The organism is Mesorhizobium sp. CNPSo 4661, assembly GCF_057784215.1.
Genome location: NZ_JBWGIO010000002.1, coordinates 357,746 through 380,389 on the forward strand (window position 1 = coordinate 357,746; position 22,644 = coordinate 380,389).

Consider the following 22,644-nt stretch of genomic DNA (forward strand, 5'->3'; position numbering starts at 1 on the left):
TCACGCCGCTGCCTCCGTCGTCGCAAAATTTGAAGGCATTGCTGCAAGGCCGCGCAGCTTGTCGACGAAGGCCGCGCAATCGCTGCGGTCGTAGCTCCAGGTCCTGGGGTTGCGTGCCAACACCCGGGACTTCAGGCCGCGATATCGATCCTGATCCATCCGGCCAAGCATCGCCTCAATACCCTCGGGCGTCGCTTCGGGCAGAAGCACGCCGATATCCCGCTGCTTCAGGAACCTTCCCGCTTCGGTGTCCGCCATCGAGATCGGCACGGCGCCGAAGCGGCAGCCCTCATAGAGGCGGTTGGGAAGCAGCCATTCGGAATTCTGGCCCGCCTCGAAGAAATCGATCGCCCAGGAGAAATGCACCTGCCCGTAGATGGCCGCCATGTCCTCCGGGTTGCGGTAAGGCCCCTCGAACGAAAGCCACGGCTCGGCCTCGACGAAACCGTGGAAGTCCGGGAATTCGGACAGCGCCGGACGGCCCCTGAGCACGACCTCGAAACGCCCTGCCTGGCGGCGGGTGAAATCGGCCAGCAGCTCCAGCGAGCGGCGGCAGCGCAGCGCGCCGAACCAGCCGATGCGCCAGGGCGGCGTCGCCGGGCTGTCGTCCTCGAAAGAATGCGCGGCGACAACGGATGCCGCCTCGAAATATTTGTTCTCGATCAACTCGACCGGCGCGCCGATCTGCCCGAACGGCTCGAAATAATTGGCGATGAAGGCGGGCGAGCTCGTCACCAGAAGCTTCACGTCGCGAGCGAGATGACGTTCGGCGCCGCGCAGCGTCCTGCCGACGAAATCGTCGCGCAGCACCAGACGGTGGATATCGAGGCATTCATAGACGATCGGCACGCTCGCTGCGAGCGCGCCATTGGCGCGGCGGGCCAGCGCCAGCATTTCGAGGTTGCGCGCGATGATGAGATCGGGCATCGGCATCGCGCCCAGCTTCGCGCCGATCGACATGGCTGCCTTGGCGACCGCGCCGAGGCGCTGCGCGAATCGGCCGTCGCGCGTGGCACCAAGGTCGACAGGCTCGACACCCTCGATCTCGGCGACCGGACTGGTGGTGCGGCGGAAGCCCGCCAGGGTGACCCTGGCGCCGCCTGCCTTGAGCATCTGGATCCTTCGGCGCACTGCCGGATCGGATACGTCATGCACAAGGTACAAGACATGCAGCATATAACTCGACCGCTGTTGGCCCACCCATCGGGGATGCTAGTACAGCTTTTGCTGCATCGCAACAATTTTGGTGCTGCGTAGCAAACGACCGCACATTTTTTGTTGCACTGCAAAATTGGTTCGCTACTCTCGGCCCGGCTTGGCACCCGTCTGGATTCCGCATTTGGCTACCAGTCAGGTGCAGCCTGCCTAAATCGTGGCGCGGATCGCGTGGCAGCTCTTCGGCAACGATGCCGTCTTAACGCCGCTGGCCTGGCCACGGATGCGAAACGAGGTTACCTCAATGAAAGTCGTGGTTGAAAACACGGTGTGTCTGAACACTGGCGATGCCGCGATCCTTTTGGCCATACGCCATATTCTCAAATCGATCGCCGGCGGCGATGTGCAGTTTTTCGTTTTCGACAGTCAGCCCGAGGTCGCGGCGAGGCTCTATCCGAAGAAGGATTACCCGGATCTCGAATTTCACAAGCTGTTGTCGGAATCCCTGTTCAGGGATCAACATAGCGGCGGAATAAAGGGCCGGCTCAAGTCGATCTACAATTGGGGTGTCTTCCGCGCCTTGCGCCGCTTCGCCCAGAACGGCGCCGCCAGCAGCGTCTTTTTCAGCCCGAGCGACCGCCGAGGGCTTGATGCCTATGCAAGCGCCGACATGGTCGTGACGACAGGCGGGACATATCTTGTTGAAAACTACGATCTTGAAAAGCGCCTCAATCAATTCCGTATCGATGCAATCTTGGGCAAAGATCCCATCTTCTTCACGCAATCACTCGGCCCATTCAAAAAAAGCTACAATCGCCAGGAACTGGGCCCGATCTTTGATCGGAGCCCGCTCATCCTGCTGCGCGACGAGCGATCCAGAAATCACATGCTGGATCTGGTGAAAGACCCGGGCAAATGCCATGTGGTCGCCGACGCCGTCTTTGCGCTGGCCGATACCGACAGGATCAAAAAACATCTCGACAGCGCACCCGCTCCGACGGGCCGTGTCGCCATTTCCGTCCGCCACTGGAGCTTCGTCAGCGACGGTGAAGACGGTATGCGCCGCTATCTCGATTCGATCCGCGAGATCGCCACAATTCTTGTCAGGGACCACGCCAAAGAGGTGACCTTCGTTTCAACCTGCCAAGGCGTGCCGGAATATGCCCATGACGACGCCAGGACGGCACGGGCGATCGTGGCCGAACTCGATCCGGATATCGCCAAACATGTCAGTGTCGACGCTTCGTTTCATACACCCGACCAACTGATGGCGCTGGTAAAGGGTTGCGACTTCGTTGTCGCCACGCGCATGCATATGATGATCATGTCGCTTTGCGTTGGCACGCCGGTGCTGCCGATCGCCTATGAATTCAAAACCAAGGAAGTCGCCAAGCGTATCGGCGTCGCCGACCTTCTACTCGACATCGATACGGTGACACCGTCGGAAGCGGCCGAAAAACTCGGCGGATTCATCGGCAGCCTTGACCGCTATCGCCGGGCAAGCCTCGCGGCCGTGCTGGAAGAGCATGCATCGGCAATGTCGGCAACCAGGCAGTTGTCGTCCTTGATAGGCAACCGCTTACCCAATGTTGCTGGCGACGTTGGCAAGAGTGGCGAACAGCGCCTTGCGCGACTGCGGAATAGCAAGCATGAGGGCCAGGGCGAACCCGTAGTTTAGGGCAACCGCCACAAGGATCGTGAGCAGGTCCGACTGGTTGGTCAGCAACGCCGGCAGCGACAGATACGAGAGCCAGGCGAGCAGGGACGAGACAATGAAGAGCCCCTGTATGCCCAGGAAATCACCGGCGGTCACCGGGCCGACACGATGGATCAAGGCGGCAAGCACCGGAACACGCAGCACATAACCGCTGATGGCATAGGCAGCCGCGACGCCGATGGCGCCCCAGTGCAGGCCGACGATGAAGGAGGCGACGGTCGTCAGCGACGAATAGATGCCCCAATGGAACATCGTCTTCGTCTTGCCCTGGCAGATGAATATCCACCCTGTGGTGCTCGATACGGACTGCATCAGGCCGGCGATGCCGAGCCAGGCGAAAATCGGCGCCACGGCCATCCAGCGGTCGCCGAAGAGAAGCCTGACCACCTGCTCCGACGTCAGTGTCAACGTCGCGATGCCGGGCATGGTGATAACGGCCAGCAGCCAGTTTGTCCGGACATAGATGTCTCGAAATCGCTGCTTGTCCTCATGGATGCGGCTGAGCAACGGCACCATGATGCGCGTCAGAGGCTGGTTGATATTCTGCAGCGGAAACAAAAGAAGCTTGTAGGCGCGATCATAGTAGCCCAGCTCGACCGCGCCGGAATATTTTCCGATGAGGATGTTGTCGAGGTTGCGAGAGAGAAAATTGACAAGGTTGAAGCCCGTAAGGTTCGCCCCGAACCTGAATATGTCGCCGTCGATCTTCAGATTCGGCCAAGACGGCGTCCAGCGCGTCACCAACCAGCCGGCAGCCAGTGCTACGACAGCTGAGACAGCCGGACCCAAAACCAGAGACCAATAGCCAAGACCCAAATACGCCGCGGTTGCGGTGGCGAGCAGCCCGACGGCCGCGGTGATTGTGTCGTTGAGCGCAAGCTGGCCGAATTGCAGATGGCGGTTCATCAGTGCAAGCGGCACGGCGGCAAGACTGCCAAAAAGCAGCGGCACGGCGGACGCAAGTGTTATCCCCCACATTCGCTGATCGCCGTAGAAAGCGGCAATGGCGGGGGCCAGGCAAGCCACGACCGCTCCGGCGCACAGGCCGACAACCGCGCTCAGCCAGAAGACCTGGTTGAGTTGCCGTTGATCGATCTCCTTGCGCTGGATGACCGCCTGCTGAAGGCCGAGATCCTGGAGCAGGCCGACAAAGGCTACGATCGGCCCCACCGAGGCCACCAAACCGAAATCCTCCGGAACAAGCAGCCGGGCGAGGATGATGACCGAAAGGAATTGGATCGCCATCTTGAAGCCTTGCGCGCCGGCCGTGACCAGCCCGCCGCGCAAAGCAACGCGACCAAATTGAGGAGGCGGCGGATTGGCATTCATGTGTTGGATCCGGTTTCCCCTAGCCGTGCGACGATCTGCGCAAAGCGTTCATTCAAGGCATTCGAATTGAAATCCGCCTCGACCTTCCTTCGAGCGGCAAGCGCTATCGGCTCGCACAGGCCCGGGTTCTCGGCGATCCAAGTGAGTTTGCCGGCAAGCGCAGCGACGTCCCGTTCGGGTACGAGGAAGCCAGTCTTGTGATCCTCGATCAGCTCGGGAATCCCCGAATGATAGGTGCTCACAGCGATCAGGCCGCCGGCCATCGCCTCCATGAGCGCAACCGGGATTCCTTCCAGATCGCCGTCTCGCCCCGCGACGCTTGGCAAAAGGAAGACATGGGCGTCACGCAGGCGCTGCTTCACCTCGCCGTGTGGACGCGGTCCAAGGAAAGTCACCCTGTCGGCGATACCGAGGTCGATGGCGATGCGCTTCAACTGCTCCAACAATTCTCCGCCGCCGATCACCGAATAGGTCCAATCGCGGTGTGGCAGGCAAGCGAGGGCGCGAAGCGCATATTCGGTCCCCTTCTTCTCGGTCAGCCGGCAGACCGAGATGAAAGACAGCGTGCGTCCCTGCCAGGAGCGCCAGTGATATTCGATCTCGCCAGGACGAATGCCCATATGGTGGACCACAACTTGCGTCGGCTCGGCACCGGCATCGATCAGGGCCTGACGAAAGAACGCGTTCACAGGGAGTTGGAGAGCCCCTTTTTCGAAAATGGGCCTGTACTGATGGAGTGTGCCGTCATGCATCGGCCTGCCGACATCGGTGCCATGGAATATGGTCACCAAAGGCGCGGAAATCCTGCGCCGCTTCATGACGCGGGCGACGCGTAGGCCGTTATGGCCAAAATGCGCTACGACGACATCGGCGTTCTGCAGCTTGTGCGCGTTGGCCAGGTCGATGAAGGTCGAAAGCTTGTCCCAGAATCTGCCGGACCATTTCCTGAGCAATGAGCGGCAGCGATTGAGGCCCCCCCACCAGGAAACAACCGGCCCAGGCAGCGTCCGCCAGCGTGCATCGTCTATATTGCGGTCCTTGCCAAAGGCCATCTCATTGCAGACGACGCTGACCTCCATCCCCCTTTCAAGACACCCGGCAATCTGATCGAGCACGAAAGTCTCGGATAGGGTGGGAAATTTGTCGACTACGAAACAAATCCTCATCGGCAGGATGTGCTCGCCCGGATCAGGCTGGAAATGTCGGCAAGGCCTGACACATGCGGCATGAATTTTGACTCCTGTCGGCGCAAACTAATATAGGAATTGCTGCGTCGCAACATTCTGGGTGCACTGCAGCAAACCAGTTCCAGCTCTCTCGGCAAGCTAGGCAGCGCGGCGAACGCCCTGCCGGGCCGCTCTTTCGAGCAGTTGGAGAAACACCACCAATTGCCGCGCGGGATCGAGCTCGGGGCGTTTGGAGAAGGCGAGCGCCGCGGCCGAAAGCCGTTCGTATTCCTGGCGGTCGTTCCACAGGCGCCTTACCGCCGCGGCCCATTCTTCGATCGGAGCATCATAGTCGAGTACAACTCCCCCCGGTCCGATGGCTTCAGGCAGGCCGCCACGTCTTGAGCCCAGGACGGGGATGCCGCTGCAATGCGCCTCGGACGCGACGCGGCCCCAGGCTTCCTCCCATTTGCTCGGCGCAAGCAGGATCCTGGTACGGCCATAGACCGTCTTCATGTCGTCGGTGCGGTTTTCGAGCGTGACGTTGGAGAGCGGCGCGATGGTCTTCTCGATGCGGGCGCGATGGTCATCGTCCAGCTTCCAGCTTTCCACGAACAGGAACGGAATCTCCGGACAGGCGGCCGCAATCTTCACCGCCAGATCGAAACCCTTCTCCTCGTAGGGATTGATCATGGTGACGAATTCGCCGGTCGTGTGCGTGCAGTAGAGGGCGTCGTTGATGGTCGGCGGAAGAACAGTGGAATCGATGCCGAATTTTTCCTTGTAGGTGCGCGCCGTGAACTGCGAATTGGCGATGTACAAAGCCGAATGCAGTTCGCGCGGATCGCCGGCGAGCTCGTGGAATTCGACGTTGTGAAGATAGACGACCAGCGGCACCCCTTCGGCGAGAAGCGCCTTTCCGAGCAGGACCGACTTGTGACACTGCACGACGGCAACGTCGGGTCTGGTCTTCTCGACGGCGAAGCCGGCCGCCTCCCACGGGTACCAGGCGCGCATCACCGGGTAGCCGGGAAAATTGTCGACGACCGCGGGCTGCCGCAACAGCTTCATCTTGGCGCGCGCCTTGAAGCCGAACATGCCGTCGCCGAACAGCGAGGCGAGGACCGACGCCTGATGGCCATGCTCGATCAGTTGCTCGACCAGATGGTGGGTGTTGGATTGCACGCCGCCGGTGAACTCGGGAATGTATCCGTTGCCGCTTGCAAAAAGCACTTTCATCATTCGACTCCTAATCCGGCCCGGCGGACGGGCATCCGCGCTGATCAGCTTGCGCCGCGCGCCAAGGGAAGCTTCGACGTCATCGCCTGGTACAGCCGGCCGAGCGAGGCCGAAAGCGACAGCGTCGAATACTCCCGCAACAACTTCGAAGCCGGGATCACCTTTCCGGCCTTCAAGTCCCTGGCCAGATAATGGGGGAACGAATGCATGTACTCCCTGACGATATCGGCCTTGAGAGGCCCCGCCTTCCATGCCTTCACCGCCGAGACGAATTCGTCGGCAGGGGCGGATGCCAAACCGGTGTCGTAGGCTTCGAACGTTCGCCGCACGATGGCGCGTTCCTTGTCGCTGAGCGACGTCTTTCCGGCTCGCTCGGCAAGTAGCGCGTAGCGGCGGATGTCTTCGGCCGCGTGGTGCCACAGCCCCTTCCTGGCCATGATGCTCGAACGCTGCAGCAGCGCCTGCATCTCGAGATCGGCCGTCTTCGGCAAGGCCTGCTCCGAGCGGTCGAGATATTCATGCAGATCGACCGACTTGTAGACCTCTTCCATGATCACCCGGTCGTACGAGCCCCAGGCCTTGATCCGGTCGGTATAGGAAATCACCACCTTGGTGCTGCCGCGAACCATGTCGTGCTGGCGCTGAAAGAACATGAGGCCATCGACCCTGACGCCCTTAAAGCGGCGCGCGAGCCTCAGCATCATCTCATAGTCCTGCGACCGGACCAAGGTTTCGTTGAAGCCTCCCACCTCGTCGTAGCATTTGCGGCGCACCAGGAGACCCGGCTGGTGGACGTGGCAATATTCGAGATGCGAGGGGAAAAAATTGTCCTGGCCGACATGACCGAAGGCGACGATCTCGTAATTCTGCTCCTCGATCTGGGCTGACTGCTGGAAACGCGCATATTCGCCGAAGGCGAAATCGGCAGCCGGCTCCCGTACGAACGCAGCGAGAAACCGCTCGAGCGCCGTTGGGTGCGCGACGTCGTCGTCGTCGAATATCCAGACGAAATCTCCTGTGCAGTGCCTCAGGGCGAAATTCAGCGCCGTCGACTTGCCGCCGTTCTCCTTGCGGTAATATTCCACCGGTGCGGGGAAAGACGCCGCCACCGCGCTGGTGTTGTCCGTCGAGCCGTCGTCCACGATGAGAATCTGATCCGGCGCCACGGTCTGCTGAAGCAGGCTGGCGATGGATTCGGGCAAGAACTTTTCCCGGTTGAAGGTTGGAACGATGACGGTGACCGTCGGTTTCCGCTGCGCAGCCATTGGTGACCTCATACTATTGCCGATGCGCTGTTCGCTGGCGTGGTTTTACAAACATGGCGGCGCCCAGGTCTTTACGCGCAATAGTCATTGCGAGCTTCGTTGTCGTCCGCCGCGGTGGCAGTTCTCCCTGGGGCTAGCGGCCATCATCATGCCGCCATCCTGCCGATCGAGAAATATTCGATGCCGTAGCGCGCGATCACCTTGGGATCGTAGAGATTGCGGCCGTCGAAGATGACCGGTGTCGTCAGCGCATCCTTGAGCGCGTCGAAGGACGGTGCGCGGAAGCTCTTCCATTCGGTGCAGATCAAAAGCGCGTCGGCGCCGCGCAGCGCCGCTTCCTTGGTGCCGCACAAAAGCAGGTCGTCGCGCTGACCGTAGATCGCCTGGCACTCCTGCATCGCCTCGGGATCGTAGGCCTGCACCTTGGCGCCGGCCGCCCACAGCGCTTCCATCAGGACGCGTGCCGGCGCCTCGCGCATGTCGTCGGTGTTGGGCTTGAAGGCCAGTCCCCAGACGGCGAAGGTCTTGCCCTTGAGCAAGCCCTTGAAATAGCGATTGACCTTGTCGAACAGTACCGATTTTTGCGCATTGTTGCGCTCCTCGACGGCGCGCAGCAGCTTGGCGTCGAACTCGACGCCCTCGGCGGTCTTGATCAGTGCGCGTACGTCCTTCGGGAAGCAGGAGCCGCCATAGCCCAAGCCGGGATAGATGAAGTGGTAGCCGATGCGCGGGTCCGAGCCGATGCCCTTGCGCACCTCCTCGATGTCGGCGCCCAGCTGCTCGGCGAGATTAGCCATCTCGTTCATGAAGCTGATCTTGGTCGCCAGCATACAGTTGGCGGCGTATTTGGTGAATTCGGCGCTGCGCACATCCATCACGATCATCTTCTCGTGGTTGCGGTTGAACGGCGCGTAGAGCTCGCGCATCACCATCTCGGTGTCTTCGCTGGACGTGCCGACAATGATGCGGTCCGGCTTCATGCAGTCGGCGACCGCCGAGCCCTCCTTGAGGAATTCGGGATTCGAGGCGACGTCGAAGCTCAGATCCTCGCGGCCGCGCTTCTTCAGCGTCTCGGCGATCCTGGCCTTCACCTTTTCGCAAGTGCCGACCGGCACGGTCGACTTGCCGACGACGATCTTGGCGCTGTCCATCTCACGGCCGATGGTTTCGGCGACGGCGAGCACATATTTCAGATCGGCCGAGCCATCCTCGCCGGGCGGGGTGCCGACCGCGATCATCTGGATCTGGCCATGCCTGACAGCCGCCGCCGCATCCGTGGTGAAGCGGATCCGACCGGCCGCGTGGTTTTCCTTGACGAGGCTTTCGAGGCCCGGTTCGAAAATCGGGATCAAGCCCTGGTTGAGCCGCTCCACCTTCTTCTCGTCGATATCGACGCACACCACCTCGTGGCCAACCTCGGCGAGCACAGCGGCCTGGACGAGACCGACATAGCCAATCCCAAACACCGTCAAATTCATTTGGCTCTATTCCTGTCAAAGGCCGGGCCGCAAAAGCGGTCCGGCCGGTTCAGATGTCCCCAGGCCCAACGGCCTGGCTAGTTCGGCATGATCTTATCCGAACCGCAGGTCAGCGAAGCAAAAACCGGTTCCCACTTTTCGCTGACGCGGTCCTTCGGTTAGGGACCATGCCCTAGTTGCTGTTACTTATGCTGCATGCCAGCGATTCCGGAAACTGGCATGGCTGGCCCAAAGCGGTGAAAGCGACGCGCTTGACCTCCATGGTCACCTTGCTGCCGGGGTCGGCGAAGGCGCCCATCCAGTTGGTCAGCTTGTCACTGCCCCAGAGGCTGAAGAAGATTTTCTGTGAGTGCGTCGGCAACTCGTCGGGGTTGGTCACCTCATGGACGAGCTTGCCGTTGACATACCAGCGCAGCCGGTCCTTTTCCCAGACGAAGCCGTAATCGTTGAAGCCCTTGTCGGCGCCGCCTTCGACGTCGACCAGCTTGCCGTTCTTCGGCTTGCCCTGGATATAGCTGTTGACCTGCACCTTCGACGGATCCTTGGTGAGGACCTCGAAGTCGATCTCGTCCCAGGGCTGTTTGTCCTGCGGGCCGATATAGGAGAAGAAGGCGGCGTTGAGGCCCGAGCCGGTGCCGGTCTTCATTCGCGCCTCGTAGACGCCGTAGCCGTAGCGCTGCTTGGTCTGGATCTCGGCGCAGGCGAACTCGCGGTCCTTGAGCTTGCGCTTTTCGAAGCCCAGCGACAGCACGCCATCGGAAAGCCGCACCAGATCCTTCGACCAGGTGCAGTTCTGATGGGCGCCGTTGGTCCAGCCGTCCGAGACGAACCAGCGGGAACGGTCGAAATTCGAGAAATTGTCGACGAAGGACGGCGCGCTTTGCAGCTCCTGTTGCGCGTCTTGCGCACGCGCTGGATACAGGCTCGCCGCCAGGGTTGCCGCGATCGCAAGCAGGGCGCCGACCGCGCCGAGCCGCAGGCTGGTTAATCCGCTCCCCGGCGCATGCGATATCCCGCAAGCCGCCACGGTGGAGGTGTTGTCCGGATCTGCGTTCATAACAAACTCACCTTGTGTTGTTCCGCCCCAACCCAAAGTCGTCCTCGGCCCGCGCGAGCGAGCCACTTCCGATCTTCCGCCCTTTGAACTCCGCTCTATTCCTCGTTTTTACGCAATTCCGGACGGAAAACCGCTCACACTTTTCCCGGAATTGCTTCAGTGCCTCGTACCGATGACGGCGCCTGTGGGCGCCATCATCCTCTTGCCGCGGACTGCGGAGCAGACCGATCGGCACCATCCTCGACGATCGCGTCGAGCGAATGACGCAGTTCTTTCACCAGGCCCTTCTGGCGAACGAGCTCGGCGATGCGGCGCTCGCAATTCAGGATCGAATTCGTCATCGCGCTGACATCCGAGCCCTTGCTGGTCGACGCCGAACCATTCTCCATCGCCTCGACCAGAAAGGCCGCGTTGGCGGCCGTCGACCTGTAGCGATTCTCCAGCCCGGACTTCTCCGCCTCGATCTCGGCCGCGATCTGGTCAAACAGCTTCGCCAGCCGGTCCAAACGCTGGAGATCGGTGTGCCGGTCGCGAGCCGGATCGCGGGATCTGAAGCCAAAAATCGAAGCCATCCTATCGGCCTTTCGAAATTGCTGCATTGCAACATAGACTGCCACTACCGCGGCGACTAGGCAACATCATAGTTTTGCGAATGCGGATTTTTTGAGGGATGACGGCTTGCGGCGTGATGCGGGATCACTCGTTTGCGGCGCTCGTCGCCGCCATCAGGAAGCGCGTCGGCGGTATTTGTTGCTTTGCAGCAATCCCGGTGCGGCGGAACAGCGCGTCGAGTTTGTCGGTGGCGACGCCGCGCACGATCGGGATGAGATTCGACTGGCTGGCGAAGGCGTAAGCAGCGGCGGACGCCAGCCCACGCTCTGCCTTCACATCAAGGAAATTGCGCAACCGGTATTTGTCGCGGACATGGCGCTCGTGGCGCCGCAACGCGGCCTTCGAGCGCTCCGGAAGGTTGTCGAGCGCCAGCAGCGCCAGGTCGGCATCGGCAAGACGTTTCAGATCCTGCGTCCTGTGGCGACCGCTCAGCGAATCGGCGCGGACGATCGCGCCATAGCCGCAGGACTTGATGACCTTGAAACGCGCCCCGCGGGCGACGGCGCGCGCATAGAGCTCGTAGTCTTCGCCAAGACGCAAGCTTTCATCGTAAGCCAGCCCATTCCGTTCGAGAAAAGCCCGGCTGATCACCGGCTTCAGGAAACCGAGCTCGCCGCGCAGGACGCGGCGGCGCGAGATGTTGCCGTCGATGAAGCGCTCGAAATCGAGAAATTCCGGATCGGCCGCGAAAGGCGGCGCGGCGACCTTGGCAAAGTCTGTCGCGGCATCGTCGCGGATCAGCATGATGTTGTCGGCGGCGAAATCCCAGTCGGCGCTGGTGAAAAGCCGGCGAAAGCGCCCTTCGAGGAAGAAATCGTCGGCGTCGAGAATGCTGATGAAAGGCGATCTGGAGGCCTGGATAGCGGCATTGCGCGCGGCGGAAGGACCGCGATTGACGTCGAAGCGGATGACGACAAGCCGGCCGCTGCCGTCGTCGGCGGCCAGAGCGACGTCGCGGGTGTCGTCGGTGGAAGCGTCGTCGACCACGACGACTTCGGCGACTTCCCTTTCGCGCAGCGCCGAAGCGATTGCCGCGGGGATCGTGCGCGCCGCATTGCGGGCGGCGATGATGACGCAGACCCCCGGGGTCGTCATGGGTGTCGTCACGGGCATGGGCTCACCTTTCGCTTGCATGATTGGCCGCCCCACGCACGATTTTGATCATTTCGCTCCGCGCCGGCTCGATCGTGGCCGGGCGCTCGAAGATGCGCCGGCTGAGGTCGGCGGAGGCCGCCCAGCCGGCTTCGGCCAGATAACGGACCGGCTCGCGGCCGCAGAGCTCCCACAGCACATGGCGGCGCTGCGGCCAGCGCAGCGACGCGAGCCAGGGCGCGACCACCATGTGGAAGAGATCGGCGTTGTCGATGCGCGCCAGAATGCGGGTGGCGCGATCCGAAAGCATCGTGCCGGCGGCGCCGAGCAGCACGTCGGCGGCGCGCAATCCCAAGAGCAGCGTGTCCGCCAGGCCCTGCTCGGCGGCGTGGTCGAGCACCGTCTGCTGCTCGGCTTCGCTCAGGCGGCTGGCACTGGCCCTGACATCGCAGACATAGCCGGCGCAGGGTTCGCGATTGAAAAAGGCCTTGGCGACGCTGATCGCGGACAAAAGCAAGGTATCGGCCGCAGAGATGATCGGCATGGCGGCGCCGGCCACCATGACCTCGCGCTTGCGGCGCAGGAAGCCGTCGGTGTCGCGGGGGCTGGGCGAGCCCGGCTGCTGCAGCCGGTGGTGGAGGTCGACGGTCGAGGCCCTCGCGCCGTCTTCGCGAACCATGTGCTGCTCGCCAAGGAAACGTACCCACCAGACCGAGCGCGACTTGCCGGCAACCTCATAGCCAATTGCGCGCAACGCATCGCGCGCCCTGGCGAAACCGGCCGGCGAAACCAGTATGTCGACGTCGCCGGATGGCTTCATGAAGTGGTCGCCATAGAGCAGATGCTGCTGCAGCGGCCCCTTGAGGAAGACGAAATCGACCCGGCTCTCGCGCAGCACGCGATCGATGGCCATCGAATCGCCGATGCAGGCGGCATTCATCGACATGGTGCGCCGGCGGTAGGTGTCGAGCCAGGCAGGCAATTCTGGAGGCACAGCACCAATGGGCGCACTCTTAAGCGCCTTGAGAAGAAACACGGCGACCTTGTTCAGCCTGGCGATGTCGGCGACATTGGCTGCTGAGATTGTTGGGGCTCCTGAGATTGTCGGGGCTGCCGAGATCGCCGAGATCGTCGGAGCGGGCGTATCGGTGTGGATGTCGATGGCGTTGACGCCGGGCGCGAAAAACAGCCTCAGGCAAGCCTGCACATAGGCCACTTCATCGGCGCAGCCGGCGGCACGCAGCCTTTCATAGGAGCCATCCTGCACCGCCATGCCCGATGTCGTTCTCCGCAATATGCCACCCGGGCGGTTTATACCGCACCTGCGAAGAAAAGCACCGAAAAAATTGACGAGGTCGCTCAGGATCGGGCTGGGGTCAGCTTACAGCTGCAACCCCAGCGTTTAAACCACCGCCCGCTCAATCACTTTTGAAGACGCTCCCGTGGCCCTCCCGCGAGTCGGAAAAATGGCGATTTTTCGCAGCAATTTCTTCGCATCCGCGAAAGGCATTTCCCATCCAAAAAATTATCATAGATAAATCAAATGCTTATTTAAACGGCAAAGACCAGCGGTTGAATTCGCGGATCGTTGAGGTTTACGATGAGGGCGTCCACGGCTTGATCACCAAGGAAGGCGAGCGCAACCGAGAATTGATTAATGCTTGGTAAATCAAGCTTGACTCATGGATGTTGCCATGCAGCAATTGCGCTGCAGCATAGTAATATGCTGGCGGTATTCTGCAGCCGCTTCCAGTCCTTAATTGGAGAGTACAATGGAACAGAATGTTGAAAAGCATGAGTATGAAACCCCCAGCTTGACGGTTCACGGTTCGATTGAAACCATCACGCAGGGCGGTGCGGGCACGACGGCTACTGACGTCGCTTTCCCGGCACACACGCCGACCGGCGAGCTTACTTTCTCTTAAAGCTTACAGGCATCCCGGGCGTCTAAGTTGGGGCTCCGGATGCTCTCCAACAGGTGGGCCGGGGGGCTTTTTGTCCCCCGGCTTCCTGCCGAGGATCGCAGGCAACCGATCTCCGGCGGAAGCTCACTGGCGCGGCGGGCCAGCAACGAGGTTTTAGGATGCACTGGAACCCTTCGGACCATGACCGCGTGGTCGCGACCAACGAGGCGGTGGCTTGCGAATTCGGCGCCGGACTGGCGCTGCTCCACCTCAAATCCAATGTCTATTACAGCCTGAACGGCGTCGGCGCCTTCATCTGGGAACAGATCCAGGAGCCGCGATCGATTGCCGATATCCGCGCCGCCGTGCTTGCGCGCTACAATGTCGATGCCGAACGCTGCAAGGCCGATGTCGAGGGCTTGCTCAGGGGGTTGAGCGAAGCAGGGCTTGCGAGGCTCCACAGTGAGGAACTGGTCTAGGCTCCGCTCGCTGAGCGGCCAGGAAATGCTGTTTCTGGCACACTGCCTGACCGTCGTGAGCGCGGTGCGGCTTGCGCTGACGCTGTCCTCCTATAACCGTGTCCGCAGCCTGGTGACGCGACTGGATGCCAGACGCGACGCCAGCATCGCCGACCTGCGGCGTGTCGCATGGGGTGTTGCCGCCGCGGCGCGGCTCGTGCCGGGCGCCAGCTGCCTCACCCAGGCGCTGGCTGGACAATATCTGCTCGCCCGCCAGGGCAGCGCATCGAAAATCAGCATCGGCATCGAAAAAGGGACGGGCAACGAGCTCAAGGCGCACGCCTGGCTGATGAGCGGCAACCACATCGTACTCGGCGGCTCGATCAAAGGGTTTGCCCATCTGGTCGACCATGGGTCGTGAGCGATGAGCGGCGTCGCTGGAATCGTGCTCAGTGACAACGGCCGGCCCGCCGCGGCCGGCGATATCCAAGAGATGCTTTCGCGCATGCGCCACCGCGCCCGCGACGGCAGTTCATGGTGGGCGGACGGCAGCGTGGCGCTTGGCCACGCCTGGCTCGACACGACCGGCGAGGGCGGCCCCGGCCCGTTAACGACGGCCGGCGGCAAGCTTGCCGTCACAGCCGATTGCCGGCTGGACAACCGCGATGAATTGCTGGCGCGGCTCGGCATGCGCGACCGCTCGGTCGCCGACGCGATGCTGATGATGCGCGCCTATCTCAAATGGGGCGAAGCCTGTCCGACCTATCTGCAGGGCGATTTTGCCTTCGCGATATGGGACGGCGAGCGGCGGGCGCTGTTTTGCGCGCGCGACCATTTTGGCGTCAAACCGTTCTACTACCATTCGAGCGACAAGCGCTTTGCGTTCGCCTCGGAAATCAGCCCCATTCTCGCCCTCGACGGCGTCGGCAGGCGCATCAGCGAGCATCAGATTTCGGGCTTCCTCGCCGGATTGCCTGACGATCCGCAGGCCACGCCCTACAGCGAAATCTTCCGCCTGCCGGCGCGTCACAGCCTGACCGTGACGGGCGACCACGTGGTGCTACGCCGTTACTGGCAGATCGAGCCCTCGCAACGGCCGCTGCGCTCTGATGCGGCGGAGGAATTCCGGCATCTCTTTTCGCAATCGGTGCAAAACCGGATGCGCGGCACGCCTGCTGTCGGCGCGATGTTGAGCGGCGGCCTCGATTCCTCCTCGATCGCCTGCGTCGCCGGCCTGCGCAATGCGGCGGAGCGAAAGCCCAGGCTCAAGACCTTCTCGCTGGTCTTCGAGAAAGGCTCGTCGATGGACGAAAAGCCCTTCATCGACGCGGTGCTCGATCAGCGCCCGGTCGATGGCACGCTGATTGCGGTAGGCAACTACGCCCCGTTCGCCGAATTCGAGCGCATCCTGGAGGAGCAGGAAGGCACGTTCCTGGCCCCCGGCCTGTCGCTGAGCCGCAACATCTACCGCACAGCAGGCGCCAAAGGCGTAAGAGTGCTTCTCGACGGCCATGGCGGCGACGAGGTCGTGTCGCAAGGCCATGGGTATCTGCACGAGCTCGCCAATGCCGGCAAATGGCTCGATCTGTGGCGCGAACTGCACGGCGCCGCCAATACCTATGGCGATGGCATGCTGGGCCTTTATTTCAAATTCCTGGCCATCTATGGACCGGCTTGGCGGATCGTCAGACTGAGACGTGAGATGAACCGCGTGCTCGCCCGGCTGCAGCGCAAGCCGCGCCAAGCGCCACGCGCGGCCTGGGGAGGCCTGGTCAACCCGGAGCTTGCCAGGCGCACCGACCTTCCCGAGCGCTTCCGTCGCGCCGGCCACATGCCCCCAAGTGTCCGCGCCAGCGAGGCGCTGACGCATCGCTGGCTGCTGTCGAACGGACTGGTGCCGCACGCTTTCGAGGTTCTCGACAAGGCCGCTGCCAATTTCGGCGTCGAGCCGCGCTATCCGTTCTGGGACAAGCCGCTCGTCGAATTCTGCCTTTCGCTTCCCGGCAAAGAAAAGCTGCAAAACGGTTTTGGCCGCCATGTGCTGCGCCGGGCCATGCAAGACATCTTGCCGCCCACGGTACAGTGGCGGCGCGACAAGATCGATTTCACCGCCAACCTGGTCAAGGGCATGCTCGGCAACCACCGCGAGCTTCTGGACAGGCTGCTGATATCGGACAGCGAGCGGATCGCACCCTATGTCAACCTGCCGGAAGTGAACGCGGTCTATGAGCGCATGCTGCGCCAGCCCGAGCAGGCGACGCTGCCCGACGTCCAGCATGTCTGGCGCTCGGTGTCGCTGTCGCTGTGGCTGCGGCAAGTTCAAGGAAGCCCGGCATGAATCTACCGATCGTTTCCCTTGCACGGCCGGAGCCGGCCACCGAGACCGCGGCGCCGGGCGGACGCGCCCGCCAATTCTACAGAGCCTACGGGTTGCTCGTCAGCTCGGACGTGGCATTGCCGGAGCTGGAGCCGGCAGCGCCGGCGATACCGGACCTGGAGATCGCGGTCGGGCCGGTCGACTTTCCCGACGGTGCATCGCAGGGCGCCACGGCCTTTTGGTTCGAGACGACGCGCCAATATCTTTCCTGGCAGGCGGTCGGCACCTTCATGATCAGCGGCGCCAACCGGATCGATGTCGATCCGGCGCCCGGGGTCGACGACCCGCTGCTCGCCTTTCCGCTGCTCGGGCCGGTGATGGCACTGGCCTTGCATCGGCGCGGGCTGTTCGTGCTGCATGCCAGCGCCATTGCCGTCGGCGGCAAGAGCGTGATCTTCATGGGCGACAAGGGCGCCGGCAAGTCGACGACGGCGGGCGCGATGATCCGCGCCGGCCACCGCCTGCTCACCGACGACGTCGTGGCACTGGATTTGTCCGACCCGGAACGGCCGATGATCCTTCCCGGATTTCCGCAGCTCAAGCTCGCCGCGGACGCGGCCAGCGCCATTCGCCTCAAGCAGGCGCAAATACGCCCGCAGGTCCATCCGCAGATCGACAAGGCGCAGCATCGGCTGCATGACGGATTTGCCGCCGAGGCGGTGCCGGTATCGCGCGTCTATGTGCTCGAGCGCGGCGGGCGGGCGGCGATCTCGCCGCTGACCGGCGCCGCCGCGTTGCCGGCGATCATCAAATTCTCCTATGTCACGCGGTTCGGCCGGCAGGCGCTGCCCGGCAATCTTGCCGCCGCGCATCTCAGCCAATGCGCACAGGTCGCCGGACGGGTCGGCGTCAGCCGCCTCGAAGTGCCGGCCGGGCTCGCCCGGATCGACGAAGCAGTCGCCGCGATCGAAACCGACCTGGCGTCCGGGACAAGGTAAGCCAGGGCATGGGCTGGTCCTCGAAGTTTCGCCTGTCGCTTTTCCGGGACATCGCCGGTTTCGGCGCCATGATGGCGCATGTCGGCGGACGGCGCACGGCGACGGCGCTTGCCTTCCTGATCCTGGGCAGCCTCACCGAAGGCATCTCGATCCTGCTGCTCGTGCCGCTGCTGCGCCTGATCGGCAAGCCTGACCAGGACTACGCGGTGCGAGTGCCGGAGGCCTTGCACTGGCTGGTGCCCGGCGGAACGCTGTCGCTCGCGACCGTGCTCTCACTGCTCGTCGCGCTGGTCGCGCTGCAAGCGACGTTCAACCGCTTCAAGTCGGTTTACATGGCGCGGCTGCTCTACGACTTCGTCAACCGCTTGCGCATGAACCTGTTCGAGAGCGTCGGCAAGGCCCGCTGGGGCGTTTTCACCCGCATCCGCACCTCCGATCTCGACCATGCGCTCAACGGCGATGTCGACCGGGTGCAGGTGGCGGCCTTCTCGCTGCTGATGCTGACCCAGGCGACGCTGCTGCTGGCCGGCTATCTCGTGGTTTCGCTGTTCATTTCGCCGGTGATGACGTCCTTCGCCATCCTTGTCGGCCTGGTGCTGCTGGTTGCGTTGCAGCCGTTCCGGGCGCGCGCCAGCGCCTATGGCCGCACGCTGACCGGCAATCGCCAAGACCAGTACCGGACCGTCTCCGAGTTCCTCGGCGGCATCAAGGTCGCCAAGAGCCTGAATGTCGAGGCAAGCTACTTTGCCGAGCTCGGCGCGACGTTGGACAGGATGAAGACCGACAACATCGCCTTTGTCCGCAACAGCTCGCTCGGCACCGCCCTGTTCCAGGTGACGAGCGTGATCGGGCTCAGCCTCTTCATCTACATCGCTTTGGTCCGCTTCCACCTGTCGCTGGCCGAGATCGTCGTGCTGCTCCTGGTCTTCATGCGGGTCGCGCCGCGCTTCATGGACATGCAGCTTCAGACCCAGCAGGTGCTGATCAACCTGCCGGCCTACGCTTCGATGAAAAGCCTCCAAGCCCGCTTCGATGCCGAGCGCGAGCCGGACGGGAGCGTGGCCGAGCAAGGGGTAAAACTGTCGCTCGAGACCGGCCTCAACATCCGCGATGTGGCGTTCGCCTATGGCGAGGGCGACGGCAAGCCGGTGGTCAGCGATATCACCTTCGGCCTGCCCGGCGGCAAGGTGACGGCGCTGATCGGCCCTTCCGGTTCCGGCAAGAGCACGATCGCCGACATGCTGCTTGGCCTGCTCGAACCGACCGAAGGACGCATCCTGGCCGACGGCGTGGAGATCACGGCGCAGAATCGCCGGGCCTGGCGCGATCAGGTCGCCTATGTGCCGCAGGACGTGTTCCTGCTGCACGACACGATCGCCGCCAATCTGCGCCTTGCCGCACCTCAAGCCAGCGACGACGAGCTATGGGAGGCGTTGCGCAACGCCCATGCGGCCGATTTCGTGGAGCGCTTGGCATTGCGGCTCGATACGGTGGTGGGCGACCGCGGCGTCCGGCTTTCCGGCGGCGAGCGGCAGCGCATCGCCTTGGCGCGGGCGCTGCTGCGCAAGCCCTCGCTGCTCATCCTCGACGAGGCGACGAGCGCGCTCGACTGGCAGAACCAGTCGCTGATCGCCCAATCGATCGAGGCGCTGCGCGGCCGAATGACGATTTTGACCATCGCGCACCGGCCATCGATGATCGCCTTCGCCGACTGGGTCGTGGCCATGGAGAATGGACGCATCGTGGAGGTCGGACAATACCGGCGGCTGAAGGCAAAAGCCGGCAGCCGCCTTGCCAGGATGCTGTCCGGCGAGCAGGCCGAGCGCGAAGGCGCGCCATCGGTCGAGACGGGGCCGGTCCAGGCGCCGGCCGAACGTTCAGTGGAGGCTGCGTCTGGCGCTTAGCTCTTCGCCGTCGGCGACCTTGTTCAGGATCGTGCCGCGGTCGGCCTCGCGGGCCTTGTCGGCCGATGTCGGCGTGGTCCCGCCAACCATGGCAAAGACCAGAAGGAAATAGCCGGCCTGGATAATCACGGCGCAAACGACGGCGCGAAGGAGGATGGTTCCCAGCGAACCGCCATCGAAATAGGACCAACCGATGACGATCGCGAGCGCGAAGATCATGCCTATAATGAATTTTGGCAGAGACATGTTCGCCGGCCTCTCAACCGATACGAGCATGCAGAAGCTGCGACTTACCCACCCGCGTAACTCCCCGTTGCGCCAAAGAGCTTTTTCTGGCTGCCCTATACGGCCGGTTGCTTCCGGCCTTCCTTACCCATGCAGACTATGACAGGAACAATTTGCGACTCTATTAAGGCAGATCGGCCGGAGCAAGGCCGTGCAGATATGGTTTCCAACGATTTTACGAGATCGACTCTGCCATGCTGCGTCGCACACTCTGGCTCCGGCAGCGATTCGATGAGCGGTCTGCCGCTTCAGTAAAACCTGCCACTTTAATTAGTATTTTACCTGAATAACTTACCCTGGCGAGTGCTTCCATGGGCCTGCAACCGCGTTTCTTCTGCAGCAAAGAATGCACTGTCCAAAAATCGCCCAAAAGGCGGACTACATTTTCCTGGTTTGCTCTCACCTTGTCATAAACATGCCACAAAGGTGAAAATTTGGGCAAGGCAGGTTTATTATTTAATCAATTCATGACATGAACATTTCAGCGCGATGGGAAATTGTGTGTTGCGCTGCAGCATTTTTTTGATATCTTGCCGTAAACCATCCGTTCAACGTATGGAGCTTCTGCATGAGGGACGTCGCCAAGTCGGCTAATGCGGGTTTTGCGCAGGTCGGCGTTGATTTTCCACCCCCCATCGGCGGTCTGCTCAAACGCAGTTTCGATATCGTCGGTTCCCTGGCTGGGCTGGTCCTGCTCAGCCCGCTTTTCCTTATGGTCGCGCTGCTGGTCAAGCTTTCGGACAATGGTCCGATCTTCTATGGCCACAAGCGTATCGGCCGTGGAGGCAGGATCTTCTCCTGCCTCAAATTCCGCACCATGGTGCCTGATGGCGAGCGCGTGCTCAACGCCTATCTGGCGGCCAATCCGGAAGCCAACGCCGAGTGGATCGCGACGCGCAAGTTGAAGAACGATCCGCGCGTCACTCGCGTCGGCCAGGTGCTTCGCAAGCTCAGCCTCGACGAGCTGCCGCAGATCCTCAACATCCTGCAGGGCGACATGAGCCTTGTCGGTCCGCGCCCGGTCGTGCGCGATGAGTTGGAGATCTATGGCAGTGCCGCGGTCTATTACCTGAAGTCGCGCCCGGGTCTCACCGGGCTGTGGCAGGTGAGCGGCCGCAACGACGTGTCCTACGACACGCGCGTCGCCTTCGATCGCCACTATGTCGAGAACTGGTCGATGTTCCAGGACATCCGAATCATCTTCAAGACCGTTCCTGCCGTGTGGATGTCGCGTGGCAGCTATTGACCGACGGACCTGCCTCGCCCAACGCGGGGCAGGTATCCGGCAGTGATCTCATCGGGCGGATGGGGCCAAAGCGAATCGGAAACGTTCATTTGAAAAAAGACCCCTTCGGACTGTCTTACGCCTTCAGTCTCATGCCCAGGACAACCGCCCGCCTCGCGGGCGCGTTGCTTGTTGCGGGATCGCTGGCCATGCCGCAGCTTGCAGCCGCCGGCGATTATCAGCTCGGCCCACTGGACAAGCTCAATATCCGTGTTGCCGAATGGCAGACCGTCGACGGCACGTTCCGCGACTGGGCGGCCATCAATGGCGAGTATTCGGTCGGCCCGGCAGGGACGCTGTCGGTGCCGTTCGTCGGCGACATGCAGGCTGCCGGCAAGACGACGGCGGAAGTCGCCTCGGCGATCGGGCTCGCCCTGCAGCGTAAGCTGGCGCTGCCGGACAAGCCGGAAGCCTCGGTCGAGATGGCGCAGTTCCGGCCGTTCTACATTTCGGGCGAAGTCCAGAACCCCGGCCAGTTTCCCTTCGTGCCCGATCTGACCGTGCTCAAGGCAATCAGCATCGCCGGCGGCATCCGGCGCAATGCCGACTATGGCCCGCAGATCGAAAAGGATCTGATCACCGCCAAGGGCAGCTATGAAATCTATGACGACCAGCGCTTGCGGCTGATGGTCAAGCGAGCCCGCATCGACGCCGACCTCGCCGGGAAAACGACTTTCGAGGTGCCTCAGGAAATTCAGGGCGATTCCAGGTTGCCGACCATCGTCGCCGACGAAACGGCGATCCTGGTCTCCGACCAGAAGTCGCTCAAGCTGAAGCTCGATGCGCTCGATGATTTGAAGGGTGTTCTGCAGTCGGAAATCGAATCGCTGCAGAAGAAGATCGCCAACCAGCAGAAGCAGGTCGATCTGGCGACGCAGCAGGCCGACAGCATAGGTCCGCTGGCACAGAAGGGCCTGGTTGCCAATGCGCGTCTGCTTTCCTCGCAGCAGACGGTCACCGACCTGCAAGGCAAGATCCTGGACTATGAGACGGCTATCCTCACGGCCAAGCAGTCGATCAGCAAGGCAGAGCAGGATGCCATCGATGCCCGCAACACACTGGGTTCGAGCCTCACCGCCGATCGGCAGCAAACGGAGGCGAACCTGAATGAGGCAGCCTTGAGGGTCGGTATGCAGAAGGGTCTGATCGCACAGGCATCGGATCCGGCAACGACTGCCGCCCTCACAGGCAGTCAAGAACCGGCCCTGCTCTATTCACTGGTGCGGGTTGCCGACGGCAAGACGAACGAGGTCGAAGCCAAGGAAGACACGCCCGTCCTGCCGGGCGACGTGATCAAGGTGAAGCTGGCGCCGACGGCCAGCCAGTAGCGTCGCCGGCCCGGCTTGCTCGACTCAAGCCGAGGGGCGGAGACGGGAGGGACAA

General features: G+C 62.3%; 20 protein-coding genes. 9 read left to right on the top strand and 11 right to left on the bottom strand.

Going from position 1 to position 22,644, the window contains the following annotated elements:
• Positions 1-1,176, bottom strand: a complete 1,176-nt coding sequence (locus AC0YKC_RS03690; RefSeq protein ID WP_488510129.1) for a glycosyl transferase family 1 — start codon at positions 1,174-1,176, stop codon at positions 1-3.
• Positions 1,177-1,459: 283 nt separating this feature from the next.
• On the opposite strand from AC0YKC_RS03690, the gene AC0YKC_RS03695 reads away from it, so the two are divergent.
• Positions 1,460-2,833: a polysaccharide pyruvyl transferase family protein gene (locus AC0YKC_RS03695; protein ID WP_488510131.1), complete on the top strand. Its 1,374-nt coding sequence runs from the start codon at positions 1,460-1,462 to the stop codon at positions 2,831-2,833.
• Here the strand turns inward: AC0YKC_RS03695 and AC0YKC_RS03700 are convergent.
• The 9 genes from AC0YKC_RS03700 to AC0YKC_RS03740 all read right to left on the bottom strand — a co-directional run bounded on the left by AC0YKC_RS03700 (position 2,735) and on the right by AC0YKC_RS03740 (position 13,383).
• Positions 2,735-4,201 (bottom strand): lipopolysaccharide biosynthesis protein, encoded by a 1,467-nt coding sequence (locus AC0YKC_RS03700; protein WP_320294302.1) that lies wholly within the window; start codon positions 4,199-4,201, stop codon positions 2,735-2,737. The genes AC0YKC_RS03695 and AC0YKC_RS03700 overlap by 99 nt on opposite strands.
• Entirely contained in the window at positions 4,198-5,316 is a 1,119-nt protein-coding gene (locus AC0YKC_RS03705) for a glycosyltransferase (RefSeq protein WP_488510134.1), read from the bottom strand. Before AC0YKC_RS03705 ends, AC0YKC_RS03700 begins: the two co-directional genes overlap by 4 nt.
• A 210-nt stretch (positions 5,317-5,526) precedes the next feature.
• Entirely contained in the window at positions 5,527-6,606 is a 1,080-nt protein-coding gene (locus tag AC0YKC_RS03710; RefSeq protein WP_320294300.1) for a glycosyltransferase, read from the bottom strand.
• A gap of 44 nt (positions 6,607-6,650) precedes the next feature.
• Positions 6,651-7,871, bottom strand: a complete 1,221-nt coding sequence (locus AC0YKC_RS03715; RefSeq protein ID WP_488510142.1) for a glycosyltransferase family 2 protein — start codon at positions 7,869-7,871, stop codon at positions 6,651-6,653.
• A 146-nt stretch (positions 7,872-8,017) separates the two neighbouring features.
• Complete coding sequence (locus AC0YKC_RS03720) at positions 8,018-9,349, bottom strand: UDP-glucose dehydrogenase family protein (protein ID WP_488510145.1); 1,332 nt, start codon at positions 9,347-9,349, stop codon at positions 8,018-8,020.
• Between the two features lie 172 nt (positions 9,350-9,521).
• Positions 9,522-10,406 carry an endo-1,3-1,4-beta-glycanase ExoK gene (gene exoK / locus AC0YKC_RS03725; RefSeq protein WP_434724993.1) on the bottom strand — a complete coding sequence of 295 codons (885 nt, stop codon included), beginning with the start codon at positions 10,404-10,406 and terminating at the stop codon, positions 9,522-9,524.
• A gap of 194 nt (positions 10,407-10,600) precedes the next feature.
• Positions 10,601-10,978: a hypothetical protein gene (locus AC0YKC_RS03730; RefSeq protein WP_320294296.1), complete on the bottom strand. Its 378-nt coding sequence runs from the start codon at positions 10,976-10,978 to the stop codon at positions 10,601-10,603.
• 124 nt (positions 10,979-11,102) lie between these two features.
• Complete coding sequence (locus AC0YKC_RS03735; protein WP_320294295.1) at positions 11,103-12,113, bottom strand: glycosyltransferase family 2 protein; 1,011 nt, start codon at positions 12,111-12,113, stop codon at positions 11,103-11,105.
• 22 nt (positions 12,114-12,135) lie between these two features.
• Entirely contained in the window at positions 12,136-13,383 is a 1,248-nt protein-coding gene (locus AC0YKC_RS03740; RefSeq protein WP_488510147.1) for a nucleotidyltransferase family protein, read from the bottom strand.
• A gap of 499 nt (positions 13,384-13,882) precedes the next feature.
• Here AC0YKC_RS03740 and AC0YKC_RS03745 point away from each other — a divergent pair, with 499 nt between their 5' ends.
• The 6 genes from AC0YKC_RS03745 to AC0YKC_RS03770 all read left to right on the top strand — a co-directional run bounded on the left by AC0YKC_RS03745 (position 13,883) and on the right by AC0YKC_RS03770 (position 19,691).
• Positions 13,883-14,035: a lasso peptide gene (locus AC0YKC_RS03745; protein WP_320294293.1), complete on the top strand. Its 153-nt coding sequence runs from the start codon at positions 13,883-13,885 to the stop codon at positions 14,033-14,035.
• 158 nt (positions 14,036-14,193) lie between these two features.
• On the top strand, positions 14,194-14,493 hold the full coding sequence (locus AC0YKC_RS03750) for a PqqD family protein (RefSeq protein WP_320294292.1): 300 nt from the start codon (positions 14,194-14,196) through the stop codon (positions 14,491-14,493).
• A gap of 25 nt (positions 14,494-14,518) precedes the next feature.
• Entirely contained in the window at positions 14,519-14,893 is a 375-nt protein-coding gene (locus AC0YKC_RS03755; protein ID WP_320294291.1) for a lasso peptide biosynthesis B2 protein, read from the top strand.
• 3 nt (positions 14,894-14,896) lie between these two features.
• Positions 14,897-16,810 (top strand): lasso peptide isopeptide bond-forming cyclase, encoded by a 1,914-nt coding sequence (locus AC0YKC_RS03760; RefSeq protein ID WP_488510153.1) that lies wholly within the window; start codon positions 14,897-14,899, stop codon positions 16,808-16,810.
• Positions 16,807-17,787: a phosphoenolpyruvate carboxykinase (ATP) gene (locus tag AC0YKC_RS03765; RefSeq protein WP_488510155.1), complete on the top strand. Its 981-nt coding sequence runs from the start codon at positions 16,807-16,809 to the stop codon at positions 17,785-17,787. The genes AC0YKC_RS03760 and AC0YKC_RS03765 overlap by 4 nt, the downstream gene beginning before the upstream one ends.
• 8 nt (positions 17,788-17,795) lie before the next feature.
• Entirely contained in the window at positions 17,796-19,691 is a 1,896-nt protein-coding gene (locus AC0YKC_RS03770; RefSeq protein ID WP_488510156.1) for an ABC transporter ATP-binding protein, read from the top strand.
• Here AC0YKC_RS03770 and AC0YKC_RS03775 read toward each other — a convergent pair.
• Positions 19,665-19,937 carry an exopolysaccharide production repressor protein gene (locus AC0YKC_RS03775; protein WP_488510158.1) on the bottom strand — a complete coding sequence of 91 codons (273 nt, stop codon included), beginning with the start codon at positions 19,935-19,937 and terminating at the stop codon, positions 19,665-19,667. The genes AC0YKC_RS03770 and AC0YKC_RS03775 overlap by 27 nt on opposite strands.
• 607 nt (positions 19,938-20,544) lie before the next feature.
• Between AC0YKC_RS03775 and AC0YKC_RS03780 the strand changes: the two genes are divergently transcribed.
• Both AC0YKC_RS03780 and AC0YKC_RS03785 read left to right on the top strand, forming a co-directional pair.
• Entirely contained in the window at positions 20,545-21,222 is a 678-nt protein-coding gene (locus AC0YKC_RS03780; protein WP_320294286.1) for a sugar transferase, read from the top strand.
• 188 nt (positions 21,223-21,410) lie between these two features.
• Positions 21,411-22,589 (top strand): polysaccharide biosynthesis/export family protein, encoded by a 1,179-nt coding sequence (locus tag AC0YKC_RS03785; RefSeq protein ID WP_488510161.1) that lies wholly within the window; start codon positions 21,411-21,413, stop codon positions 22,587-22,589.
• The last annotated feature ends 55 nt before the right edge of the window (positions 22,590-22,644 follow it).